This is a genomic window from Saccharopolyspora indica (genome assembly GCF_027853965.1).
GTDB lineage: Bacteria > Actinomycetota > Actinomycetes > Mycobacteriales > Pseudonocardiaceae > Saccharopolyspora > Saccharopolyspora indica.
On sequence record NZ_JAQGLB010000010.1, the window covers coordinates 42,668 to 60,210 of the forward strand.

Consider the following 17,543-nt stretch of genomic DNA (forward strand, 5'->3'; position numbering starts at 1 on the left):
TGGGAGCAACGATGTCGCTGTTCAAGAAGGTCACCGAGTTCGCCAGCAGCCCGCAGGGCAAGAAGGTGATCGACCAGGCCAAGAAGTACGCCACCGACCCGAAGAACAAGGAGAAGATCGACCAGGTCAAGGACAAGTTCTTCGGCGGCAAGGGCGACAAGAAGAACTGACCCGGGCGATCCCCGACCCGACGGCCCCCGGAACTCCCGGGGGCCGTCGCGTCGTTCTCGCTCTCGTCGACCAGGAGTGCCATGGCGCCGCGGACCAGCGAAGACGGCGCGAAGCGCTGCGAAGTCACCGAACGCGGAGGTCGTTCGGCGCACGAGGAATTCCGGGCGAACCAGCTCCGCCGCTTCCTGGTCGAGGACGCCGAGCTCCTGTCACTGCTGTCCCGGCAACACCGCGTGGTCTAGAAGTCGTCGCCAGATCCGTACTCCTCGGGTGGGAGAGCGGTTAAGATCCGGCGCATCGCCGACGTCGCGCAGGAGCGGGCTATGTCGCAGCCATCTTGGCCGGGGAATCCGCAGGGGCCTGTTCCGGCTCCACCATCTTCTGCCGGGGCTCCGCAGCGGCCGGGTGCGGTGGTTGCCGCCGCGGTGCTGGGCAGCGTTGTTGCGGTTGTCGTGCTCGGGGTCGCCGCCTACACCCTGGTCGTCGGGCTTGCCGGGGCCAGCGGGGGCGGGGAGATCGCCGTCGTGCTGCTCGCGGGCATCGTCGGGCTGGTCGGCGTCGTGCATGTGCTGGGCGTTGTCCGGTTGCTGCACAGGCGGGTTCCGAACACCGCGACGATGGCCTTGGCCGCGGGTGTCACGGTGGCCGTCACCGGCTTCGGCGTGTTCCGGTCGATCCGGGGGCGCGGGGATGGGCCTGACCTCGTCACCATGCTCGTGTGGGTCGGGTTGGCGGCCGTCGTGATCGCGATGCTGGTGCTGATCACCCGTCCGTCCGTCACGCGGTGGGTGCGGGCCGTGCACGCGCGCTGACCGGGTCAGGGGTTCCGGCGGAAGACCAGGCGGTCGACCAGGAAGAACTTGACCACGAACATCACCGCGTAGGTGCCCAGGAACGCTGCCCAGACCACTGCCACCTGCGCGCTGCGGGTGTCCGGGAACGAGGTCTGCGCGAGGACTTCGGCGTTGTGCGTGGCCAGCGCGGCCAGCAGCGCCGTGGTCACCGAGATGATCGCGTAGCGGAGGATCTCGCCGCGCAGGCCCGCCCGGCCGGTGCTGCCCCAGGTGCGCCGGTTGAGCGTGAAGTTCGGGATCGCGCCCGCCAGCCATGCCGTGATCGTCGCGGCCACCGGGGCCGCGCCGAGGGCGTAGACGAGCAGGAAGACGAGCTGGCTGATCGCGGTGGCCACCACCGAGGCGGCGGCGAACCGGCCGAGCAGCCGCCAGTACCGCTTCGCGCCGGTGACCTGCGGTGCCATCTCGCCTCCGTGGGATCCGCGTCCGGCCGCACGATACCCAGCGGCTGCCGTGCTGATCCGGGCGCATCGTGCGAGCTCGGATGCCGCGGATCCGATGCGCTGAAGAGGTTGTGAGGATTGGGCCGCGTGGCGGCTTGGAATATACCAACGGGCCGGTGCACACTTGATCTCGAAACGTTTGCGGTCGCGTTGAAAGGCCGCGGTACGGGGAGCGGTGCCCCGGGCGCGGAGTGCGAAAACTCCCCACCCGGGGCACCTACCGTGTGTCGGGGGGCTTCCACACGGTCTACCGAACAGTAACTCGTTCGGTTGATCTCAGCGATACGGCACGTGGGTAAATCTTCGCTCTGAGTCAGCGTCGTGCGGTCGCATCGATGGTTGCGGTGAATTCTCGATGGGATGGCGACCCCGTGTGAAGCCGCCATCCCGGGGACGGTTCAGCCGCGCACCGGCTCCGCGGCATCGGCCGGGTCGGTCTCCGGCTGGTGGCGCTCCGCGCGGATCACCCGGATCGTGTAGGCGATGGCGGCGGCCCAGGCCACCACGATCACCGAGTAGATGACCGTGTGCGACGGGCCGGGCAGGTCGAAGTCCTTGATCAGCGTGCGCGCGTTGGTGAGCACGATCAGCCCGCCCGCCCCGACGCCGATCAGCCGCATCGGCACGATGCGCACCAGGTAGGCCGCCAGCGGCGCGGCGATCACGCCGCCCAGCAGCAGCGCGCCCACCGTCGTCCAGGACAGGTTCTGGTGCGCCAGGGAGAGCAGGAAGCCGAGGCTGGCCGCGGCCGCGATCAGGAACTCGCTGGTGTCCACCGAGCCGATGACCTTGCGCGGCTCGACCCGGCCGGTGCTCAGCAGCGTCGGGGTCGCCACCGGGCCCCAGCCGCCACCGCCGGTGGCGTCCACGAACCCGGCGACCAGGCCGAGCGGGGCGAGCAGCTTGGAGCTGACGCCGGTGAGCTGGCGGCGGCGCAGCGGGCGGAAGGCGAACCGGGCCAGCACGTAGAGGCCGAGGGCGAGCAGGATCGTCGACATCCACGGCTCGGCGGCCTCGGTGGAGATGTTGCTCAGCGCGGTGGCGCCGAGGAACGCGCCGATCGCGCCCGGCACGCCGAGGGTGAGCACGACGCGCCAGTCGACGTTGCCGAACTTCCAGTGCGACAGGCCGGAGGCCAGCGAGGTGCCCAGCTCGGCGAGGTGCACCGAGGCGGAGGCCAGGGCCGGGGTCATCCCGGCGGCGAGCAGGATGGTGGTGGACGTGACGCCGTAGGCCATGCCCAGCGAGCCGTCCACCAGCTGCGCGATGAAACCGCCGATCGCGAAGATCAGGAACGCTTGCACGATGTCTCCGTGGGTGCGAGGGGAGCTGAAACCGGCGCGCGGAGGCGCGCGCTGCGATGCGCAGCCGGAACGGGAGGAGTGGGGGAGCGCGGGCGGGGCTACCGCGTGCACCGACACCCTGCGGAGGTGACGCGGCGGAGGTCCACGTGGAGGCGCTGCACGAGCAGCCGCCACTGATCACCAGGCGTCATGCGGGACAGTGAAGCAGATCCCGCGATCGAGCGGCACCGCCTCTCAGAGTGCGGGAGGCCGGTTTCCGGGATCGCCGGGCTCTGTGCGCAAGGCCACTTCTGGCGGTAGACGATCTCCGCCCGGAGGTGGTTCGCGCCGCGTTCCGGCATTGTCCTCTGTGGACTCGGGAAAATCTGCTCCTGGTCGCGGATTCGCCGGGGCCGCGCTCGCGATCGGGATGGGGACCTGCGAAAACGCGCGTCCCGCTGATCGTCCTCGCGGCGTGTTGATCGCGACCTGTCCGGGCACTGGCGGCGGCTTCGGCCGTTATCCGATGGTCATCTTCGTTGGGCACGGAGAGTGATTGTCTGCATGGCGTCCGTGGCTTGATGTTCAGGTGAATGGGCTAATGCTTGCGCCTGTTGATAACCCTCAGCTACTTTCTCCGCTCGTACGTCACGGTTCGGTCACGGCAACATCTCGACCCCCGACGAGGTGTTCCCCGCACTCCCCCGAGCGGGAAGTGGCCGGATCCCCCCGAGACGGAAGGTGAAGATGGGCAAGCACCGCAAGGAGGGCGGCCATACCCCGAAGGCCGCCCTCCCGCTACGGAACAAGGTCGTCGCCGCAGTGGTGGCCGGCGGCGCCTTCGCCGCGGTCGGCCAGCCGCTGGCCGCGGCCGGCGAGCAGACCGAGGCCCCCGAGCGCAGCGCAGCGGTGCACCCGCTCGCCGCGAGCAAGAAGCTGAGCCTGGCGCTCACCGGAACGTCCTCCAGCCCGGCCTCGGTCCAGCTGCTCGCCCAGGAGACCGCGACCGACTCGGTCGAGGAATCGGGCCAGATCGACAAGTCCGAAGCCATCGAGCAGGCCCGCGCTGAGGCCGAGCGGGCCCGCCAGGAAGCCGAGCGCGCCGCGGCCGAGGCCAAGCGAGCCGAGGAAGAAGCGGCCCGCAAGGCCGCCAGCGGCTTCGTCAAGCCCGCGGAGGGCACCTTCACCTCCGGCTTCGGTGCGCGCTGGGGCACCAACCACAACGGCATCGACATCGCCAACAGCATCGGCACGCCGATCTACGCGGTGGCTGCGGGCACCGTGATCGACGCCGGCCCGGCCAGCGGCTTCGGCCAGTGGATCCGGCTCCAGCACGAGGACGGCACCATCACCGTCTACGGCCACATCAACACCATCGACGTCAGCGAAGGCGAACAGGTCGGCGCGGGCGAGCAGATCGCCACGATGGGCAACCGCGGCCAGTCCACCGGCCCGCACCTGCACTTCGAGGTGCACGTCGGCGGCAGCAAGATCAACCCCCTGCCGTGGCTGAGCGCCCGCGGCATCGAGGTGCAGTAAGCACCTCCCCCGAGCAGCCGCCCGGGACCCGAATCCCCCGACGGGTCCCGGGCGGCTTTCCCGCCTCTCCGGGATTTTCAGTGGTGGTTGCGTTCTGGGGTGGTCTCGCGTTTTTGCGGTTTCTTGTGGCTGGGTTGCGTCACGGTCCCCTGAGGTGCGGTTGGGTGGGGCTGCGGTTGACATAAGAGGTGGTCCATAAAGTCTGGGCCTGGGCCACAGCCTTGGACGAGCCCGAGCCCGAGCCCGAGCCCGAGCCCGAGTCGGAGCCCGAGTCGGAGCCCGAGCCCGAGTCGGAGTGGAGGCCGGAGCCCGAGCCGGGTCGGAGCCCGGTCCCGGGTCTGGTGGGTGCAGTAGCTCCCGTGGGTGGGCGGCGTTCGTAGCGCCGCGCATCGGGCGACATGTCGTCTGCCGTTCATGCGCGCGTTCGGAGGGCTTCGCCGAAGATCACTATCGTCGCTCGCGTTCACCAGCCTGATTGGGAGTGACGTGAGCGCTACTCAGTTGACCTCGTTGGTCGCGGCGATCGTGATGGCGACGGGAATTCCTCAGCCGGTGGTCGTCACCGCGCGCGTCGAGACGCCGGTGGTCCACGATGACGAGGCGGGCGGCAATGCCGACGCCGACGATCCGGCCGTGTGGGTCGACCCCCGGGATCCCGGGCGCAGCATCGTCATCGGCACCCTGAAGGAAGCCGGGCTCGACGTCTACGGGCTCGACGGGCGGCGCTTGCAGCACGTGGCCGCTCCCGAAGCGCCGGGTGAGCAGTCCGCGCCCGGCCGGTTCAACAACGTCGACGTCGTCTACGGCTTCGACCTGGGCGGGGTGCCGACGGATCTGGCGCTCGTCAGCGACCGGGGCCGCGACCGGATCCGGGCCTTCGCCATCGACCCCGCAGCGGTCGCGGCGGGCAAGCCCCCGCTGGTGGACGTGACCGCGCCGGACGTCGCGCCGGTGTTCGCCGCCGATGAGGCGGAGGTGGACGAGCAGCGCACCGCCTACGGGTTGACCGCCTTCCGGGACGACGACGATGCCTACGTGGTCGCCTCCCGCCGCGAGGAGACCTCGGTGCGGCTCCTGAAGCTGGAGGACCGCGGCGGGCGCGTCGGCTACCGGACCGAGAGCACGCTCGACCTGCCCGGCGAGTTCACCCTGCCCGACGGCACCGCCTGGACGCCCTGCGCCGATCCCGGGGAGCGCCCGCAGGTGGAGGGCATGGCCGTTGATCAGGAGAAGCACGTGCTCTACGCCGCGCAGGAAGCGGTGGGGGTCTGGCGCGTCGAGCTCGAGGACGGGCGCTTCGAAGAGCCGAAGCTGATCGACCGGGTCCGCGAGTACGGCACGCCGTGGACCTACGACCCCGTCCAGGAGGAGTGCGTCCTCGACGAGGCCAACGACCCCGGCTTCGGCGGCGAGCACCTCTCCGCTGACGCCGAGGGCATCACCATCTACCACGCCGCGGACGGCGCCGGGTACGTGCTCGCCTCCAGCCAGGGCGACAACACCTTCGCCGTGTACGACCGAGCAGGTGACAACGCCTTCGTCGGTTCGTTCGCCGTCGGCGACGGCGCGGCGACCGACGGGGTCCAGCACTCCGACGGCTCCACCGTGGTCAACGTGCCCCTGGGCGGCGCTTTCCCCCGAGGCCTGCTGATCACCCACGACGGGGAGGACACCCCGGCCGACGGGGACCGGGAGGGCACCAACTTCAAGCTGACGCGGTGGGACGAGCTGGCTGCCGCGTTCCCGGAACCGCTGGTGGTCGACACCGAGTCGTACGACCCGCGCGGCTGAGCGCCCCGGCCGCTCGGGTCACTGGTCGGCGCCGGAGCGGGCCGGCCGGTCCTCCTCGACGCGCTGGCGGAGCCAGCCGAGGGTGCGGGAGAGCAGCCGGGAGACGTGCATCTGGGAGATGCCGATCTGCTCGGCGATCTGGGTCTGGGTCATGCCGCGGAAGAAGCGCATCACCAGGATCCGGCGTTCCCGCTCCGGCAGGTCCTGCAGCAGCGGGCGCACCATCTCGCGGTTCTCCACCTCGGCCAGCTCGGCGTCGTCGGAACCGATCGCATCGCCCAGCGGGATCTCGTCGGTGTCGGTGAGCAGCTCGTCCAGCGACGCGCTGCGGTAGGCGTTGCCCGCTTCCAGCCCGCGGTACACGTCGTCGGTGCTGATGCCCAGGTGCTCGGCCAGCTCGCTGGGCACCGGGGCGCGCCCGAGCTCCTGGGACAGGCGGGCGATCGCCGCCGACACCGACAGGTGCAGCTCCTGCAGGCGGCGCGGCATGCGCACCGCCCAGCCGGTGTCCCGGAAGTGCCGCCGCACCTCGCCCATGATCGTCGGCACCGCGTAGGACAGGAAGTCCACGCCGCGGGCGGGGTCGAAGCGGTCCACCGCGTTGATCAGCCCCAGGGTGGCCACCTGGGTCAGGTCCTCCTGCGATTCGCCGCGGTGGCTGAAGCGGCGGGCGATGTGCTCGGCCACCGGCAGGTGCTCGGTGACCAGCTTGTCCCGGAGTGCGGAGTGGCGGGGGTCCTGCTTGCTCAGCTTCGCGAGCTCGCCGAAGAGCGGCGCCAGCCGGTCGTAGCGCTCGTTGCGCGAATGTGCCGTCGGCTTGGAGTCCGCTCGTCTCACACGTGTGCCGTCCGTCCCTTGGTCAACTCGATCCGCACCAGGTGGCTGCCGTCGGCGGCAGCGGGATCCGACTCGACCGAGGTTGACACAACGTCGGCAAGAGCGCTTAGCACGCGCCAGCTGAACGTATCCTTGCGCGGGCCGAAGGCGTCGTCGCTGGGCACCTCGGCGACGACCGACAGCGCGTCGCCCGCGGTGCGGAACCGGCACACCAGCGTCGATGCCGGGGCCGCCAGCCGGATCAGCGAGGAGCAGGCCTCGTCCACCGCCAGCCGCAGGTCGGCGATCGAGTCGATGTCGTAGTCCGCGCGCATCGCGAGGTCGCCGACCACCGCGCGCATCACCGCCAGCTGATCGGGCTCGGCCGCGATGCGGACCTCCACCACGTTCGCCGCGGATGTCATCGGCTCGCCCCTCGCGACCTCGCGTTCCACGCTCATCCCGGGCCACCTCGTCTCGGTCGGTGCGGCGCGACCAATCACTCGCAGTCACCTGGTACCCGAGCCCCGCACCGAACAAACGGGCGCTCCGCGGCTACAGGAGGCTGCTCCAGTAGTCCCAGAAGCGCAGCAGGACCAGGACCACGATCACCAGATACCACAGGACGAGGAGCAAGCTGTGGAACCGGGCCAGCGCCACGCCGGTGGACCGGCCGCCGCCGAAGTTGCCCGCGGTGAGGTTGTGCAGCGTCGTGTACCAGAACAGCGGGATGGTCACCACCCACACGACCATGCAGTACGGGCACAGCGCGCCGATCTCGTAGAGGCTCTGCACCACCAGCCAGTGGATGAAGACCACCGCCAGGGTGGTGCCGGCCTGCATGCCCAGCCAGAACCAGCGCGGTGGGCGCAAGCCCGCCAGCACCGCGACCCCGGTGGTGACCACCACCGGGAACGCGGCCACCCCGATCAGCGGGTTCGGGAAGCCCAGCACCGCGGCCTGGGCGCTGTCCATCACCGAACCGCAGGAGATGATCGGGCTGATGCTGCAGGTCGGCACGTAGCCGGGGTTGGCCAGCTTCGCGAGCTTCTCGACGATCAGCGCGAACGAACCGGCCAACCCGATGAGGCCGCCCACGACGTAGAGCCAGCCCAGGCCACGGGGCTGCGGGGCCACGTCCGGTGCACCGGTCGCGTCCCGCTCGACGGCGTGGGCGGCGCTCACTTGGCCAGCTCCGCGTCCAGCTTGCTGCGGAAGGCCTGGTTGAGCTGCTCCCAGGTCTGCACGTCATCGCCGGGCTTGAACTGCCTGCCGTTGATGAAGAGGGTCGGCGTTCCGCTGACCCCGGCCTTCGCGCCGTCCGCGGAGTCGGCGTCGATCTTGGCGTTGACCTGCGGGGAGTTCACGTCCGCGCGGAACTTCGCCATGTCCAGGCCGAGCTGCTGGGCGTACTGCTCGAACAGCCCGCGGGCCTTGGCCGCGTCGCTGCTGGTCTGGCCGTCCGGGGTGCTCGCCCACGCCTGGTAGTTGTCGTAGATGGCGTGGTACATCTCCTTGAACTTGCCCTGCAGCGCGGCGGCCTCGGCGGCCTGCGCGGCCGGGCGGGCCAGCGGGTGCATGTCCAGCGGGAAGTTCCGGGCCACGAAGTTGATCTTGCCTTCGTAGTCGGACTCGATCTGCTTGGTCATGTTGGAGTAGTAGCCCCAGCAGGCGGGGCACTGGTAGTCGAGGAACTCGACCACGGTCACCTTGCTCTCCGGCGACTCCACGAGCATGTTGCTGTCCGGCTTGCGCAGCAGCTCGGCGGCCACCGGCGGGCCGGTCTCCTCGGGGGCGCTGCCACCGTCGCGGTTGAACCACAGCACGCCGCCGATCACCGCGATGGCGACTACGGCGACGATCGCGGTCAGGATGACGTTGGTGGACAGCCCGCTTCCCTTGGTCAGCGGATTCTTGTTCTTCGACATCGGGTGCTTTCACCTAACGGCCAGGTCCAGGGGGTACGTCCAGTTTCTCGCATTCACTCGTTCGTGAACCCGTTCGGGGTGGAACTCACAGGCGGCTCACAGGCGGTTCTCAGCTTCGGGCCGGTTTGCCGTGCGCGGCGAAGCGGGTTGGCATGGTCGGATGAGCGATCCGCTGCGCTTGGTCGACGAATCCGAGCAGGCCGCGCTCCGGCGCTGGCGAGGGGGGACCTGGCACGAGCCGGTGCTGGCCACCCTGACCGGCCACCGGTTCTCCGGCCCGGACTGGCTCTTCGAGCGCAAGCTCGACGGGGTCCGGGTGATCGCCGGGTGCGACGGCGACCGCCCGGTGCTGTGGACGCGCAACCGCAAGCGGGCCGACGCGGCCTACCCGGAGGTCGTGGACGCGCTGGCCGCGCAGGGCGCCGACCGGTTCGTGATCGACGGCGAGGTGGTCGCCTTCGAGGGCGACCGGACCAGCTTCGCCCGGTTGCAGAAGCGGATCCACCTCACCGACCCGGCCGCCGCCCGGCGCACCGGGGTGGCGGTCTTCTACTACGTGTTCGACCTGATCGCCTTCGGCGGCGTGGACCTGACGGGGCTGCCGCTGCGCACCCGGAAGCGGCTGTTGCGCGAGTGCTTCGAGTTCACCGATCCGCTGCGGTTCAGCGCGCACCGGGTCGGCGACGGCGAGGCGTTCTTCCGCGAGGCGTGCCGGCGCGGGTGGGAGGGGCTGATCGCCAAGCGCGCGGACCGGCCCTACCGGGGCGGCCGCAGCCGGGACTGGCTGAAGTTCAAGTGCGTGGCCGATCAGGAGTTCGTCATCGGCGGGTTCACCGATCCGAAGGGATCCCGGGCGGGCTTCGGCGCGCTGCTGGTCGGCTACTACCAGGGCGGGCGGCTGCGCTACGCGGGCAAGGTCGGCACCGGCTACGACGAGCGGACGCTGCGGGACCTGCGCGCCGAGCTGGACGGCCTGGCCCGGGCCACCTCGCCCTTCGCCGACGAGGTGGCCGAGCCGGGCGCGCACTGGGTGTCGCCGGAGCTCGTCGCGCAGGTCGGCTTCACCGAGTGGACCGACGACGGCAAGCTCCGCCATCCGAGGTTCTCCGGGCTGCGCAACGACAAACGGCCCGAAGACGTGGTCCGCGAATCCTGATGCCGCACCGCCCGATCCGGCCTGGTGAGTGCCCGTGAGCGGTTTGGGGCGCTATAGCACCCCAAAGCACTCACGGCCCCATCACCAACCGAACCTCAGGATGACCGTGCGATCAAGACCGTGCGATCGCCTCAGCGGCCGATCTCGAGCGGCGCACTGTTGGCGGCCGGATCCACCTGAAGCTGGGTATCCGCGGGACTGGGACTCCACGTAGCGAGCAGGACGGTCGTGACGACCATCAACAGCGTTCCGACAACCGACACAACGGTGCGGCTGTTGCTCTGCATGGCGCGGGCCCCCGAATTTCTCGCGTAGGGATGGGCGGAGTGCGGCGACGCCTCGAACGGCGTCCCACCTTGGTGTCGCCACCAGGGGCGACAACGTTAGCCGTCCGCGTCGTTGTTCCTGATGTGATGCGGAACTCCCTGGTGGGAGCCGCTTTCCGGGGCGTGCGCCCACAACCCCAGTTGCTGCAGGTGATGGATCAGTAACTCTCCGGTGCGGGCCACGTGCTCGTGCATCGCGGTGCGCGCGGCGACCGGGTCGTGCTGCCGCAGCGCGAGCAGCAGCGCTTGGTGGTCGGTGACCGCCATCTCTCGCCAGCCGGGCACCGCCGCGGCGACGTGCTGCGGCGCGTAGTGGGTCGCGATGCCCAGGAACCACGACAGCTTCGGCGATTCCGCGGTCCGCCACAGCACGGCGTGGAAGCGCGTCACCACGCCGCCGATGTCGGCCAGCACGAACTGCGCGGCCAGCCGCATCTCGTCCAGCAGCGCGTCGAGCTCCGCGAGTTGTTCGGCGGTGATCCGCGGCGCGGCGCGGGCGGCCAGCTCGCCCGCGATGCCCGCCTGCAACCGGTGGGTGTCGGCGAAGTCGTGCCGGCTCAGCGGCACCACCGTGAACCCGCGCCGGGGCTCCAGGTCCACGAATCCCTCGCCGCGCAACGCCAACAGGGCCTCGCGCACCGGGGTGACGCTGACGCCGAGGTGCTCGGCGAGCCGTTCCAGGTGCAGGTGGTCGCCGGCCCGGAGCCGACCGGTCATGATCCACTCGCGCAGCCGGCCGGCCAGTTCGTCGGGCAGCCGCGGGGACTGTGCGCGCATCGCCGCGTTGATCACCGCTCGGCCGCCTCCCGCGGCGTGCCGACCGTGGTGTCGCCTGTCACGGGCAACTTGATACCACCTGGCGCGGACGGCCGGTTGCGGTCACGGGTGCTCCGCGCCCGCCCGGCCCATTCGAATCCACAGTGGACGGATGTTGGGGCGGGGCCGGCTCCGCGCGCCAGGTGTCCGCGGGCGGCCGGTGCGCCGCGGGGGTGGTCGGTCTGGATCGGGCCATGCGGTTCCACGAAGACCTCCGAGCCGATGAGTGGTTGCTCCACGACCAGAACTGCCCGGCGACGGGCGGCCGGGCACTTGGACGCGGCGAGGTCTTCGGCCGTTCCGATCACCGCGGGTCGCGCAGCGGTGGGAGGCGGGCCGCGGCCGGTATCGTTTCAGGCGTGGTAGTCGATCCTGCCGAGAACGCCGCCGATGTCACGCACGCGCTGGCCGGAGCCCGGCTCCAGGACGTGCCTGCGCTCACCGAGCGGCTGATGGCCGCCATCTTCACCGACAACCCCGAGTGGACCGACTACAGCCCGGTCCCGAAGGAAGACCTGTGGGAGGGCTGCCGGCAGTACCTGGGGCGCATCCTGCAGATCCTCAGCGGTTCGGTGGCCGGCCCGGACGGCGACAGCGTGGCCGCCGCGATCGGCCGCCGCCGCGCCGAGCAGGGCGTGCCGCTGGAGGTGATGCTGCGGACCTTCCGGCTCGGCGGCCGGATCGTGTGGGAGGCGCTGGTCGACCAGGCGCACCACGACGGCGCGGATCCCGACGCGATGCTCGGGGTGGCGACCTCGGTCTGGACGGTGATCGACGGGCTGTCCTCGACGCTGTCCACGTCCTACCGCAACACCGAGCTGGAGCGGGTGCGCCGGGACGACCAGCGCAGGCACGCCCTGGTGGAGGACCTGCTGGCCGGTCGCGCCAGGGACATCGCCTTCGCGCAGCGCACCGCCAAGGAGCTCGACCTGCCCACCGGCGGCGCCTACCTGGTGATCGTCGCGGAGATGGCCGACGACGGCGGGTTCGCGCTGCGCGGGCAGCAGGACGCGTTGAACGCGCTGCACGTCCGGTCGGTGTGGCAGGTGCGCGCCGACTCGCTGGTCGGCCTGGTGGCGCTGGAGCAGCGGCACAAGGACCTGGTGCTCGACGCGCTGCGCCCGCTGGCGCGCGGCCGGGTGGCGGTGTCGCCGACGGTGCGCGGTCTGGCCGAGGTGGGCCTGGCCCACCAGCTCGCGATGACCACGCTCGGGACGTCCTCCTACGGCGCCGCGGAGCTGGTGACCTTGGAGGAGCGGTTCCCGGAGGCGCTGCTGGTGCAGTCGCCGGACCTGGCGCAGCGCCTGCTGGAGTCGCAGCTCGGCCCGGTGCTGGAGCTGCCGGTGCGGGAGCGGGACATGCTGCTGGAGACGCTGGCGGCGTGGCTGGAGGAGAACTGCTCGACGGCGAACGCGGCGGTGCGCCTGCACTGCCACCGCAACACCGTCCTGAACCGCCTGCACCGGATCACGTCGCTGATCGGCCAGCCCCTGCACGGCCGCACGGCCTACGTCTCGCTGTCGCTGGCCCTCTCGGCGCTGCGCCTGCGCGACGGCTTGCGCGAGTGAGCGAAGCGGAGCCCGCCGATCACGACGTCCGGCCCCGGGCCGCTCACGAGCACGCCGGTGATGCGCTCCGCGGGGCCTTCGTCGAAGACCACGCGCGCGCCCGGCAGCGGCACCTCGGCGCCGGTCGCGGGGATGTCCAGCAGCTCGCCCAGCCAGTGCGCGTCCCGTTCCGGGTCGGGGGTTTCCACGACGAGCGCTTCCAGGTCGTGCGGTCCGGGGTCGAACGCGTCCGGTCCGGCTTGGGCGAGGAGCTGCTCGCGCGGCGGGTCGTAGGTGATGAAGAACGGTGCCCACGACGGGGTGTCGGGCGCGAACACCTCCAGGAATCCCAGTTCGCCGAAGGAGACCGGGGCTTCCACCACGCGGTGGCCGAGGCCGCGGAGGCGTTCCGCGGTCGCCGCGGCGTCCGGGACGGTGACCGCGAAGGTCAGCGCGCCTCCGCCGCCGACCGCTGCGACGGCGGGGCGCAGCAGTTCCCAGGCCGGGGCGTAGGGCGAGGTCTCGAACGCCTCCTCGTCGACCACGGTCAGGATTTCCACGTACCGCTCGTCCAGTCGCCACCCGGCGTTCTGGAACCCCGACAGCGGCTCGTTGACGTGGGCGGGGAATCCGGCGGCCGCGTACTCGCGCGCCGCGGCGCCGACGTCGGGGACCCAGTGCAGCAGGTGGTCGAACTCGACGTCGCGCACGCGCACCTCCAGGGAGTTAGGTCCACCTAACCTACCGGCTGGATCCGGGTCGGTGAACACCTCCGCGCGGTACGCCCGTCCGGTGATCTCGACTGTGCAACGACGATAAACGGACAAAACGCTTTCGGCGGTCGTCGTGCGCCGGTGCGGCGGCGGGCCGGTGGCGGCACTTGCCGTTTCCCGCCTGGGGTGCTCCGAGGGTGTGTGACGGAGGTCTCGATCACTCCGGGTAGCATCGGCGTTACATGTTGTGTGCGTCACGCTGGGAAATGTGCGGTGTGCACAGTTGCGCCAGAAGAAGTCTGGGCGAGCGGGCATAGCGCGCAAGTGGTCGTGCTCACGACACTCTGAGTGAGAATTGCCCGTCGATCCGGGCTTTCCGTAACCGGCGCGTGCGTTCAAAGGAGCACAGCGAAGTGCAGGAGTTCGACCTTCTCGTGGTGGGTGGCGGCCCCGGTGGGTACGTCGCCGCGATCCGGGCCGCGCAGCGCGGCCTCTCGGTCGGTGTGGTGGAAAAGGAGCGTCCCGGCGGGGTCTGCCTGAACTGGGGCTGCATCCCGACCAAGGCGATGCTGCGTTCGGCCGAGGTCTACGAGACCGTGCTGCACGCGGCCGACTTCGGCATCAACGTCGAGAACGTGAGCGTCGACTACGACGCCATCCGCCGTCGCAAGAGCAGCGTCGTCAAGGGCCTCACCGACGGTGTCGCCGGGCTGCTCAAGAGCAACGGCGTCACCGTCATCAACGGCCACGCCCGGTTCACCGGACCGACGACCGTGGACGTCTACGCCACCGGTGAGTCGCCGCTGGGCGCCGAGGGCCCGCGCTACGCCGCCGAGCCGGCGGGTGCGCAGCCGATCGAGCAGGTCAAGGCCCGCGACGTCATCATCGCCACCGGCTCGGTCCCCGTGCAGCTGCCGCTGCCCGGCGCGGACCTGCCCGGTGTGATCACCTCCGACGGCGCCTTCGGCCTGGAAGAGGTGCCCAAGCGCATCGCCATCATCGGCGGCAGCGCGGTCGGCGCCGAGTGGGCGACGCTGTTCGCCACCCTCGGCAGCGAGGTCAGCATCATCGAGATGCAGAAGACCCTGGTGCCCGCCGAGGACGCCGAGATCGGCAAGGCCCTGGGCCGCTCGTTCACCAAGCGCGGCATCAAGGTCCTCACCGAGGCCACCGTCTCCCGCGTCGACCAGGCCGCCGACGGCCTGAAGGTCACCGTGGACGGCGCCAAGCCGCAGCAGATCGACGCCGACGTGGTGCTCGTCGGGGTCGGCCGCAAGCCCAACACCGCCAGCCTCGACCTGGCCAGGACCGGGGTCGCCACCAGCGAGCGCGGTTTCATCACCGTCGACGACAAGCTGCGCACCAACGTCGAGCACGTCTACGCCATCGGTGACGTCACCGGCAAGGCGCTGCTCGCGCACGTCGCCTCCCACCAGGGCGTCGTGGCGGCCGAGACGATCGCCGGGCAGCACGCCGCGATCGACTACAACGTCATCCCGGCGGCGACCTTCACCCACCCGGAGATCGCCAGCGTCGGCCTCACCGAGGCGCAGGCCAAGGACGCCGGCCACGACGTCGTCGCTTCGAAGTTCCCGTTCGCCGCGCTGGGCCGCGCCCAGAGCTACGGCGACACCGAGGGCTTCATGAAGATCGTCGCCGGCAAGAAGTACGGCGAGGTCCTGGGCGTGCACATCATCGGCCACTCGGCCAGCGACCTGATCACCGAGGGCGCGCTGGCGATGGCCCTGGAGGCCACCCTCGACGAGCTCGCCGAGACCATCCACGCGCACCCGACCCTGGGTGAGATCGGCATGGAGGCGGCCATGAACGCCCTCGGCCTGCCGGTCCACGTCGCACCGCCGAAGAAGCGCTGAAACCAAGGCTTTTTTCCGAAAGGGGACTGTGATGGCACAGACGGCCACGCGCAGCAAGCCGGCCACCCGCAGCACCGCCAAGTCGCGGCGCGGCGGTGCGGTACGCGGCTCCGGCGGCGGACGCTTCACCGGGGAGTCGCCGGAGCTGCTCCAGGACTACTTCCACGAGATGACCCTGATCCGCCGCTTCGAGGAGCGCGCGGCGCAGGGCTACACCCAGGCCAAGATCGGCGGGTACTGCCACCTCAACCTCGGTGAGGAGGCCACCGTCGTCGGCCTGATGCGCGCACTGCGCAAGACCGACCTGCTCTACACGAACTACCGCGAGCACGGCTACGCGATCGCCAAGGGCATCGAGCCCGGCCGCGTGATGGCCGAGCTCTACGGCCGCACCACCGGCACCTCCAAGGGCTGGGGCGGCTCGATGCACATGTTCGACGTGGAGGCCGGGCTGCTCGGCGGCTACGGCATCGTCGGCGGCCAGATCCCGCTGGCCACCGGTGCCGCGCTGGCCATCGACTACCGCGACGGCGACCAGGTCGTGATGTGCCAGATGGGCGATGGCACCACCAACATCGGCGCCTTCCACGAGTCGCTGAACATCGCGGCGCTGTGGAACCTGCCGGTGGTCTTCGTGGTGATCAACAACCAGCTCGGCATGGGCACCACGGTGGAGAAGTCCTCCGCGGAGCCGGAGCTGTTCAAGCGCGCCTCGGCCTACAAGATGCACGGCGAGCGGGTGGACGGCAACGACGTGCTGGCGGTCCGCGAGGCGGCGACCCGGCTGGTCGAGCAGGCCCGCAACGGCGGCGGCCCGGCCCTGCTGGAGTGCGTCAGCGAGCGGCTGAAGGGCCACTCGGTGGTCGACCCGGCCAAGTACCGCAGCGATGAGTCGGTCGAGAAGGCCAAGGAGGCCGACCCGATCGCCAACTTCCGCGCCCAGCTGATCGAGGCGGGTGTCCTGGACGAGGACGCGGCCGTCGAGATCGAGCGCAAGGCCCAGGCCGAGGCCGACGCGGCGGTCGCCTTCGCCGACGACAGCCCGCACCCGGACCCGTCGACGCTGTTCGACTACACCTACGCCACCCCGGTGGCCAACGATTCCCGACGGCTTCCCGCCGACCCGGTCTTCTGACGCCACCGCCGGGTTCCGCGAGAGGAACCGTCGCGGTATTTGCGACACCCCGCCACTTGATCCGTGAGCGGTTTTGCGGCTGACCGCCGCAAAACCGCTCGCGGTTCCCATTGCTCTTTTCCAGGAGAAACACCCTTGGCCGTCATCACGTACCGCCAAGCGTTGCACGACACGCTTCGCGAGGAAATGCTGCGCGATGAGGACGTCCTCCTCATCGGCGAGGAAATCGGGATCTTCGAAGGCTCCTACAAGATCACCGCAGGGCTGCTGAAGGAATTCGGCGAGAAGCGGGTGCGCGACACCCCGATCGCCGAAGAGGGCTTCGTCGGCGCCGCGATCGGTGCGGCCATGCTGGGCCTGCGGCCGGTCGTCGAGCTGATGACGATCAACTTCTCGCTGATCGCGCTGGACCAGATCGTCAACCACGCGGCCAAGATCTACGGCATGTTCGGCGGCCAGACCCCGGTGCCGATGGTGCTGCGCACGCCGGGCGGCGGTGGCCAGCAGCTGGGCGCCACCCACTCGCAGAACATCGAGCTGTACTACGCCTTCGTGCCGGGCCTGAAGGTCGTCGCGCCGAGCACGCCCGCCGACGCCAAGGCGCTGATGCTGGCCTCCATCCGGGACAACGACCCGGTGCTGTTCCTGGAGAACCTGGCGCTCTACAACACCAAGGGCGAGGTCCCCGACGTCGTCGAGCCCGCCGAGATCGGCAAGGCGAAGGTGACCCGCGAGGGCACCGACATCACCCTCATCGGCTACTCCCGGATGGCGCTGGTGGCCCACCAGGTCGCCGAGAAGCTGCACGCCGAGGAGGGCATCAACGCCGAGGTCATCGACCTGCGCAGCTTGCGGCCGCTGGACCGGCAGACCATCGTGGACTCCGTGCGCAAGACCGGCTGCGCCGTCGTCGCGGAGGACGACTGGCTGACCTACGGCATCGGTGCGGAGATCGCCGCGTCCATTTCGGACGGTGCGTTCGACTACCTGGACGCCCCGGTCCGCCGGGTCGCGGCGGCGGAGGTGCCGCTGCCCTACGCCAAGCCGCTGGAGCGCGCCGCGCTCCCGTCCGCCGAGTCCCTGACGACCGCGATCCACCAGACGCTGGACGCAGTCGGTCGCCGCCGCTGAGGCCTGTCTCACCCGAGGAA

General features: G+C 70.5%; 19 protein-coding genes. 10 read left to right on the forward strand and 9 right to left on the reverse strand.

Features of this window, described 5'->3' with window-relative positions; all coding sequences use genetic code 11:
* The first annotated feature begins 11 nt into the window (after positions 1–11).
* The 3 genes from OU416_RS21885 to OU416_RS21895 all read left to right on the forward strand — a co-directional run bounded on the left by OU416_RS21885 (position 12) and on the right by OU416_RS21895 (position 983).
* Positions 12–170: a hypothetical protein gene (locus OU416_RS21885; protein WP_177247350.1), complete on the forward strand. Its 159-nt coding sequence runs from the start codon at positions 12–14 to the stop codon at positions 168–170.
* A gap of 81 nt (positions 171–251) precedes the next feature.
* Positions 252–413, forward strand: coding sequence for a hypothetical protein (locus tag OU416_RS21890; RefSeq protein WP_270928877.1), 162 nt, complete (start codon positions 252–254; stop codon positions 411–413).
* A 168-nt stretch (positions 414–581) separates the two neighbouring features.
* On the forward strand, positions 582–983 hold the full coding sequence (locus OU416_RS21895; RefSeq protein ID WP_270928878.1) for a hypothetical protein: 402 nt from the start codon (positions 582–584) through the stop codon (positions 981–983).
* A 5-nt stretch (positions 984–988) separates the two neighbouring features.
* Here the strand turns inward: OU416_RS21895 and OU416_RS21900 are convergent, their stop codons facing one another.
* Entirely contained in the window at positions 989–1,429 is a 441-nt protein-coding gene (locus OU416_RS21900) for a GtrA family protein (RefSeq protein ID WP_270928879.1), read from the reverse strand.
* Positions 1,430–1,866: 437 nt separating this feature from the next.
* Positions 1,867–2,772: a sulfite exporter TauE/SafE family protein gene (locus tag OU416_RS21905; RefSeq protein WP_270928880.1), complete on the reverse strand. Its 906-nt coding sequence runs from the start codon at positions 2,770–2,772 to the stop codon at positions 1,867–1,869.
* Positions 2,773–3,498: 726 nt separating this feature from the next.
* Here OU416_RS21905 and OU416_RS21910 point away from each other — a divergent pair.
* Positions 3,499–4,290, forward strand: coding sequence for a M23 family metallopeptidase (locus OU416_RS21910; protein ID WP_270928881.1), 792 nt, complete (start codon positions 3,499–3,501; stop codon positions 4,288–4,290).
* A gap of 486 nt (positions 4,291–4,776) precedes the next feature.
* A complete protein-coding gene (locus OU416_RS21915) occupies positions 4,777–6,081 on the forward strand; it encodes a phytase (RefSeq protein WP_270928882.1) in 1,305 nt (434 codons plus the stop codon).
* 18 nt (positions 6,082–6,099) lie between these two features.
* Here the strand turns inward: OU416_RS21915 and OU416_RS21920 are convergent, their stop codons facing one another.
* The 4 genes from OU416_RS21920 to OU416_RS21935 form a co-directional block, all read right to left on the reverse strand.
* Positions 6,100–6,918, reverse strand: a complete 819-nt coding sequence (locus tag OU416_RS21920) for an RNA polymerase sigma factor SigF (protein ID WP_270928883.1) — start codon at positions 6,916–6,918, stop codon at positions 6,100–6,102.
* The gene (locus OU416_RS21925; RefSeq protein ID WP_270928884.1) at positions 6,915–7,358 is read right to left on the reverse strand and encodes an ATP-binding protein; all 444 of its coding nucleotides are present in this window, start codon (positions 7,356–7,358) and stop codon (positions 6,915–6,917) included. The genes OU416_RS21920 and OU416_RS21925 overlap by 4 nt, the downstream gene beginning before the upstream one ends.
* 94 nt (positions 7,359–7,452) lie before the next feature.
* Positions 7,453–8,034 (reverse strand): vitamin K epoxide reductase family protein, encoded by a 582-nt coding sequence (locus OU416_RS21930; protein WP_270929102.1) that lies wholly within the window; start codon positions 8,032–8,034, stop codon positions 7,453–7,455.
* 44 nt (positions 8,035–8,078) lie between these two features.
* Positions 8,079–8,825: a DsbA family protein gene (locus OU416_RS21935; protein ID WP_270928885.1), complete on the reverse strand. Its 747-nt coding sequence runs from the start codon at positions 8,823–8,825 to the stop codon at positions 8,079–8,081.
* A gap of 160 nt (positions 8,826–8,985) precedes the next feature.
* Here OU416_RS21935 and ligD point away from each other — a divergent pair, with 160 nt between their 5' ends.
* A complete protein-coding gene (gene ligD, locus OU416_RS21940) occupies positions 8,986–9,981 on the forward strand; it encodes a non-homologous end-joining DNA ligase (RefSeq protein ID WP_270928886.1) in 996 nt (331 codons plus the stop codon).
* Between the two features lie 131 nt (positions 9,982–10,112).
* On the opposite strand, the gene OU416_RS21945 is transcribed toward ligD, so the two are convergent.
* On the reverse strand, positions 10,113–10,268 hold the full coding sequence (locus OU416_RS21945; protein ID WP_270928887.1) for a hypothetical protein: 156 nt from the start codon (positions 10,266–10,268) through the stop codon (positions 10,113–10,115).
* A 96-nt stretch (positions 10,269–10,364) separates the two neighbouring features.
* Positions 10,365–11,084: a GntR family transcriptional regulator gene (locus OU416_RS21950; RefSeq protein WP_270928888.1), complete on the reverse strand. Its 720-nt coding sequence runs from the start codon at positions 11,082–11,084 to the stop codon at positions 10,365–10,367.
* A gap of 398 nt (positions 11,085–11,482) precedes the next feature.
* On the opposite strand from OU416_RS21950, the gene OU416_RS21955 reads away from it, so the two are divergent.
* Complete coding sequence (locus tag OU416_RS21955) at positions 11,483–12,691, forward strand: PucR family transcriptional regulator (protein WP_270928889.1); 1,209 nt, start codon at positions 11,483–11,485, stop codon at positions 12,689–12,691.
* Here the strand turns inward: OU416_RS21955 and OU416_RS21960 are convergent.
* Positions 12,631–13,380, reverse strand: coding sequence for a VOC family protein (locus OU416_RS21960; RefSeq protein WP_270928890.1), 750 nt, complete (start codon positions 13,378–13,380; stop codon positions 12,631–12,633). The genes OU416_RS21955 and OU416_RS21960 overlap by 61 nt on opposite strands.
* A gap of 416 nt (positions 13,381–13,796) precedes the next feature.
* Between OU416_RS21960 and lpdA the strand changes: the two genes are divergently transcribed.
* The 3 genes from lpdA (at position 13,797) to OU416_RS21975 (ending at position 17,523) form a co-directional block, all read left to right on the forward strand.
* Complete coding sequence (lpdA, locus tag OU416_RS21965) at positions 13,797–15,257, forward strand: dihydrolipoyl dehydrogenase (RefSeq protein WP_270928891.1); 1,461 nt, start codon at positions 13,797–13,799, stop codon at positions 15,255–15,257.
* A gap of 31 nt (positions 15,258–15,288) precedes the next feature.
* Positions 15,289–16,392: a pyruvate dehydrogenase (acetyl-transferring) E1 component subunit alpha gene (gene pdhA / locus OU416_RS21970; protein ID WP_270928892.1), complete on the forward strand. Its 1,104-nt coding sequence runs from the start codon at positions 15,289–15,291 to the stop codon at positions 16,390–16,392.
* A 135-nt stretch (positions 16,393–16,527) separates the two neighbouring features.
* The gene (locus OU416_RS21975) at positions 16,528–17,523 is read left to right on the forward strand and encodes an alpha-ketoacid dehydrogenase subunit beta (protein ID WP_093345270.1); all 996 of its coding nucleotides are present in this window, start codon (positions 16,528–16,530) and stop codon (positions 17,521–17,523) included.
* Positions 17,524–17,543 lie beyond the last annotated feature (20 nt).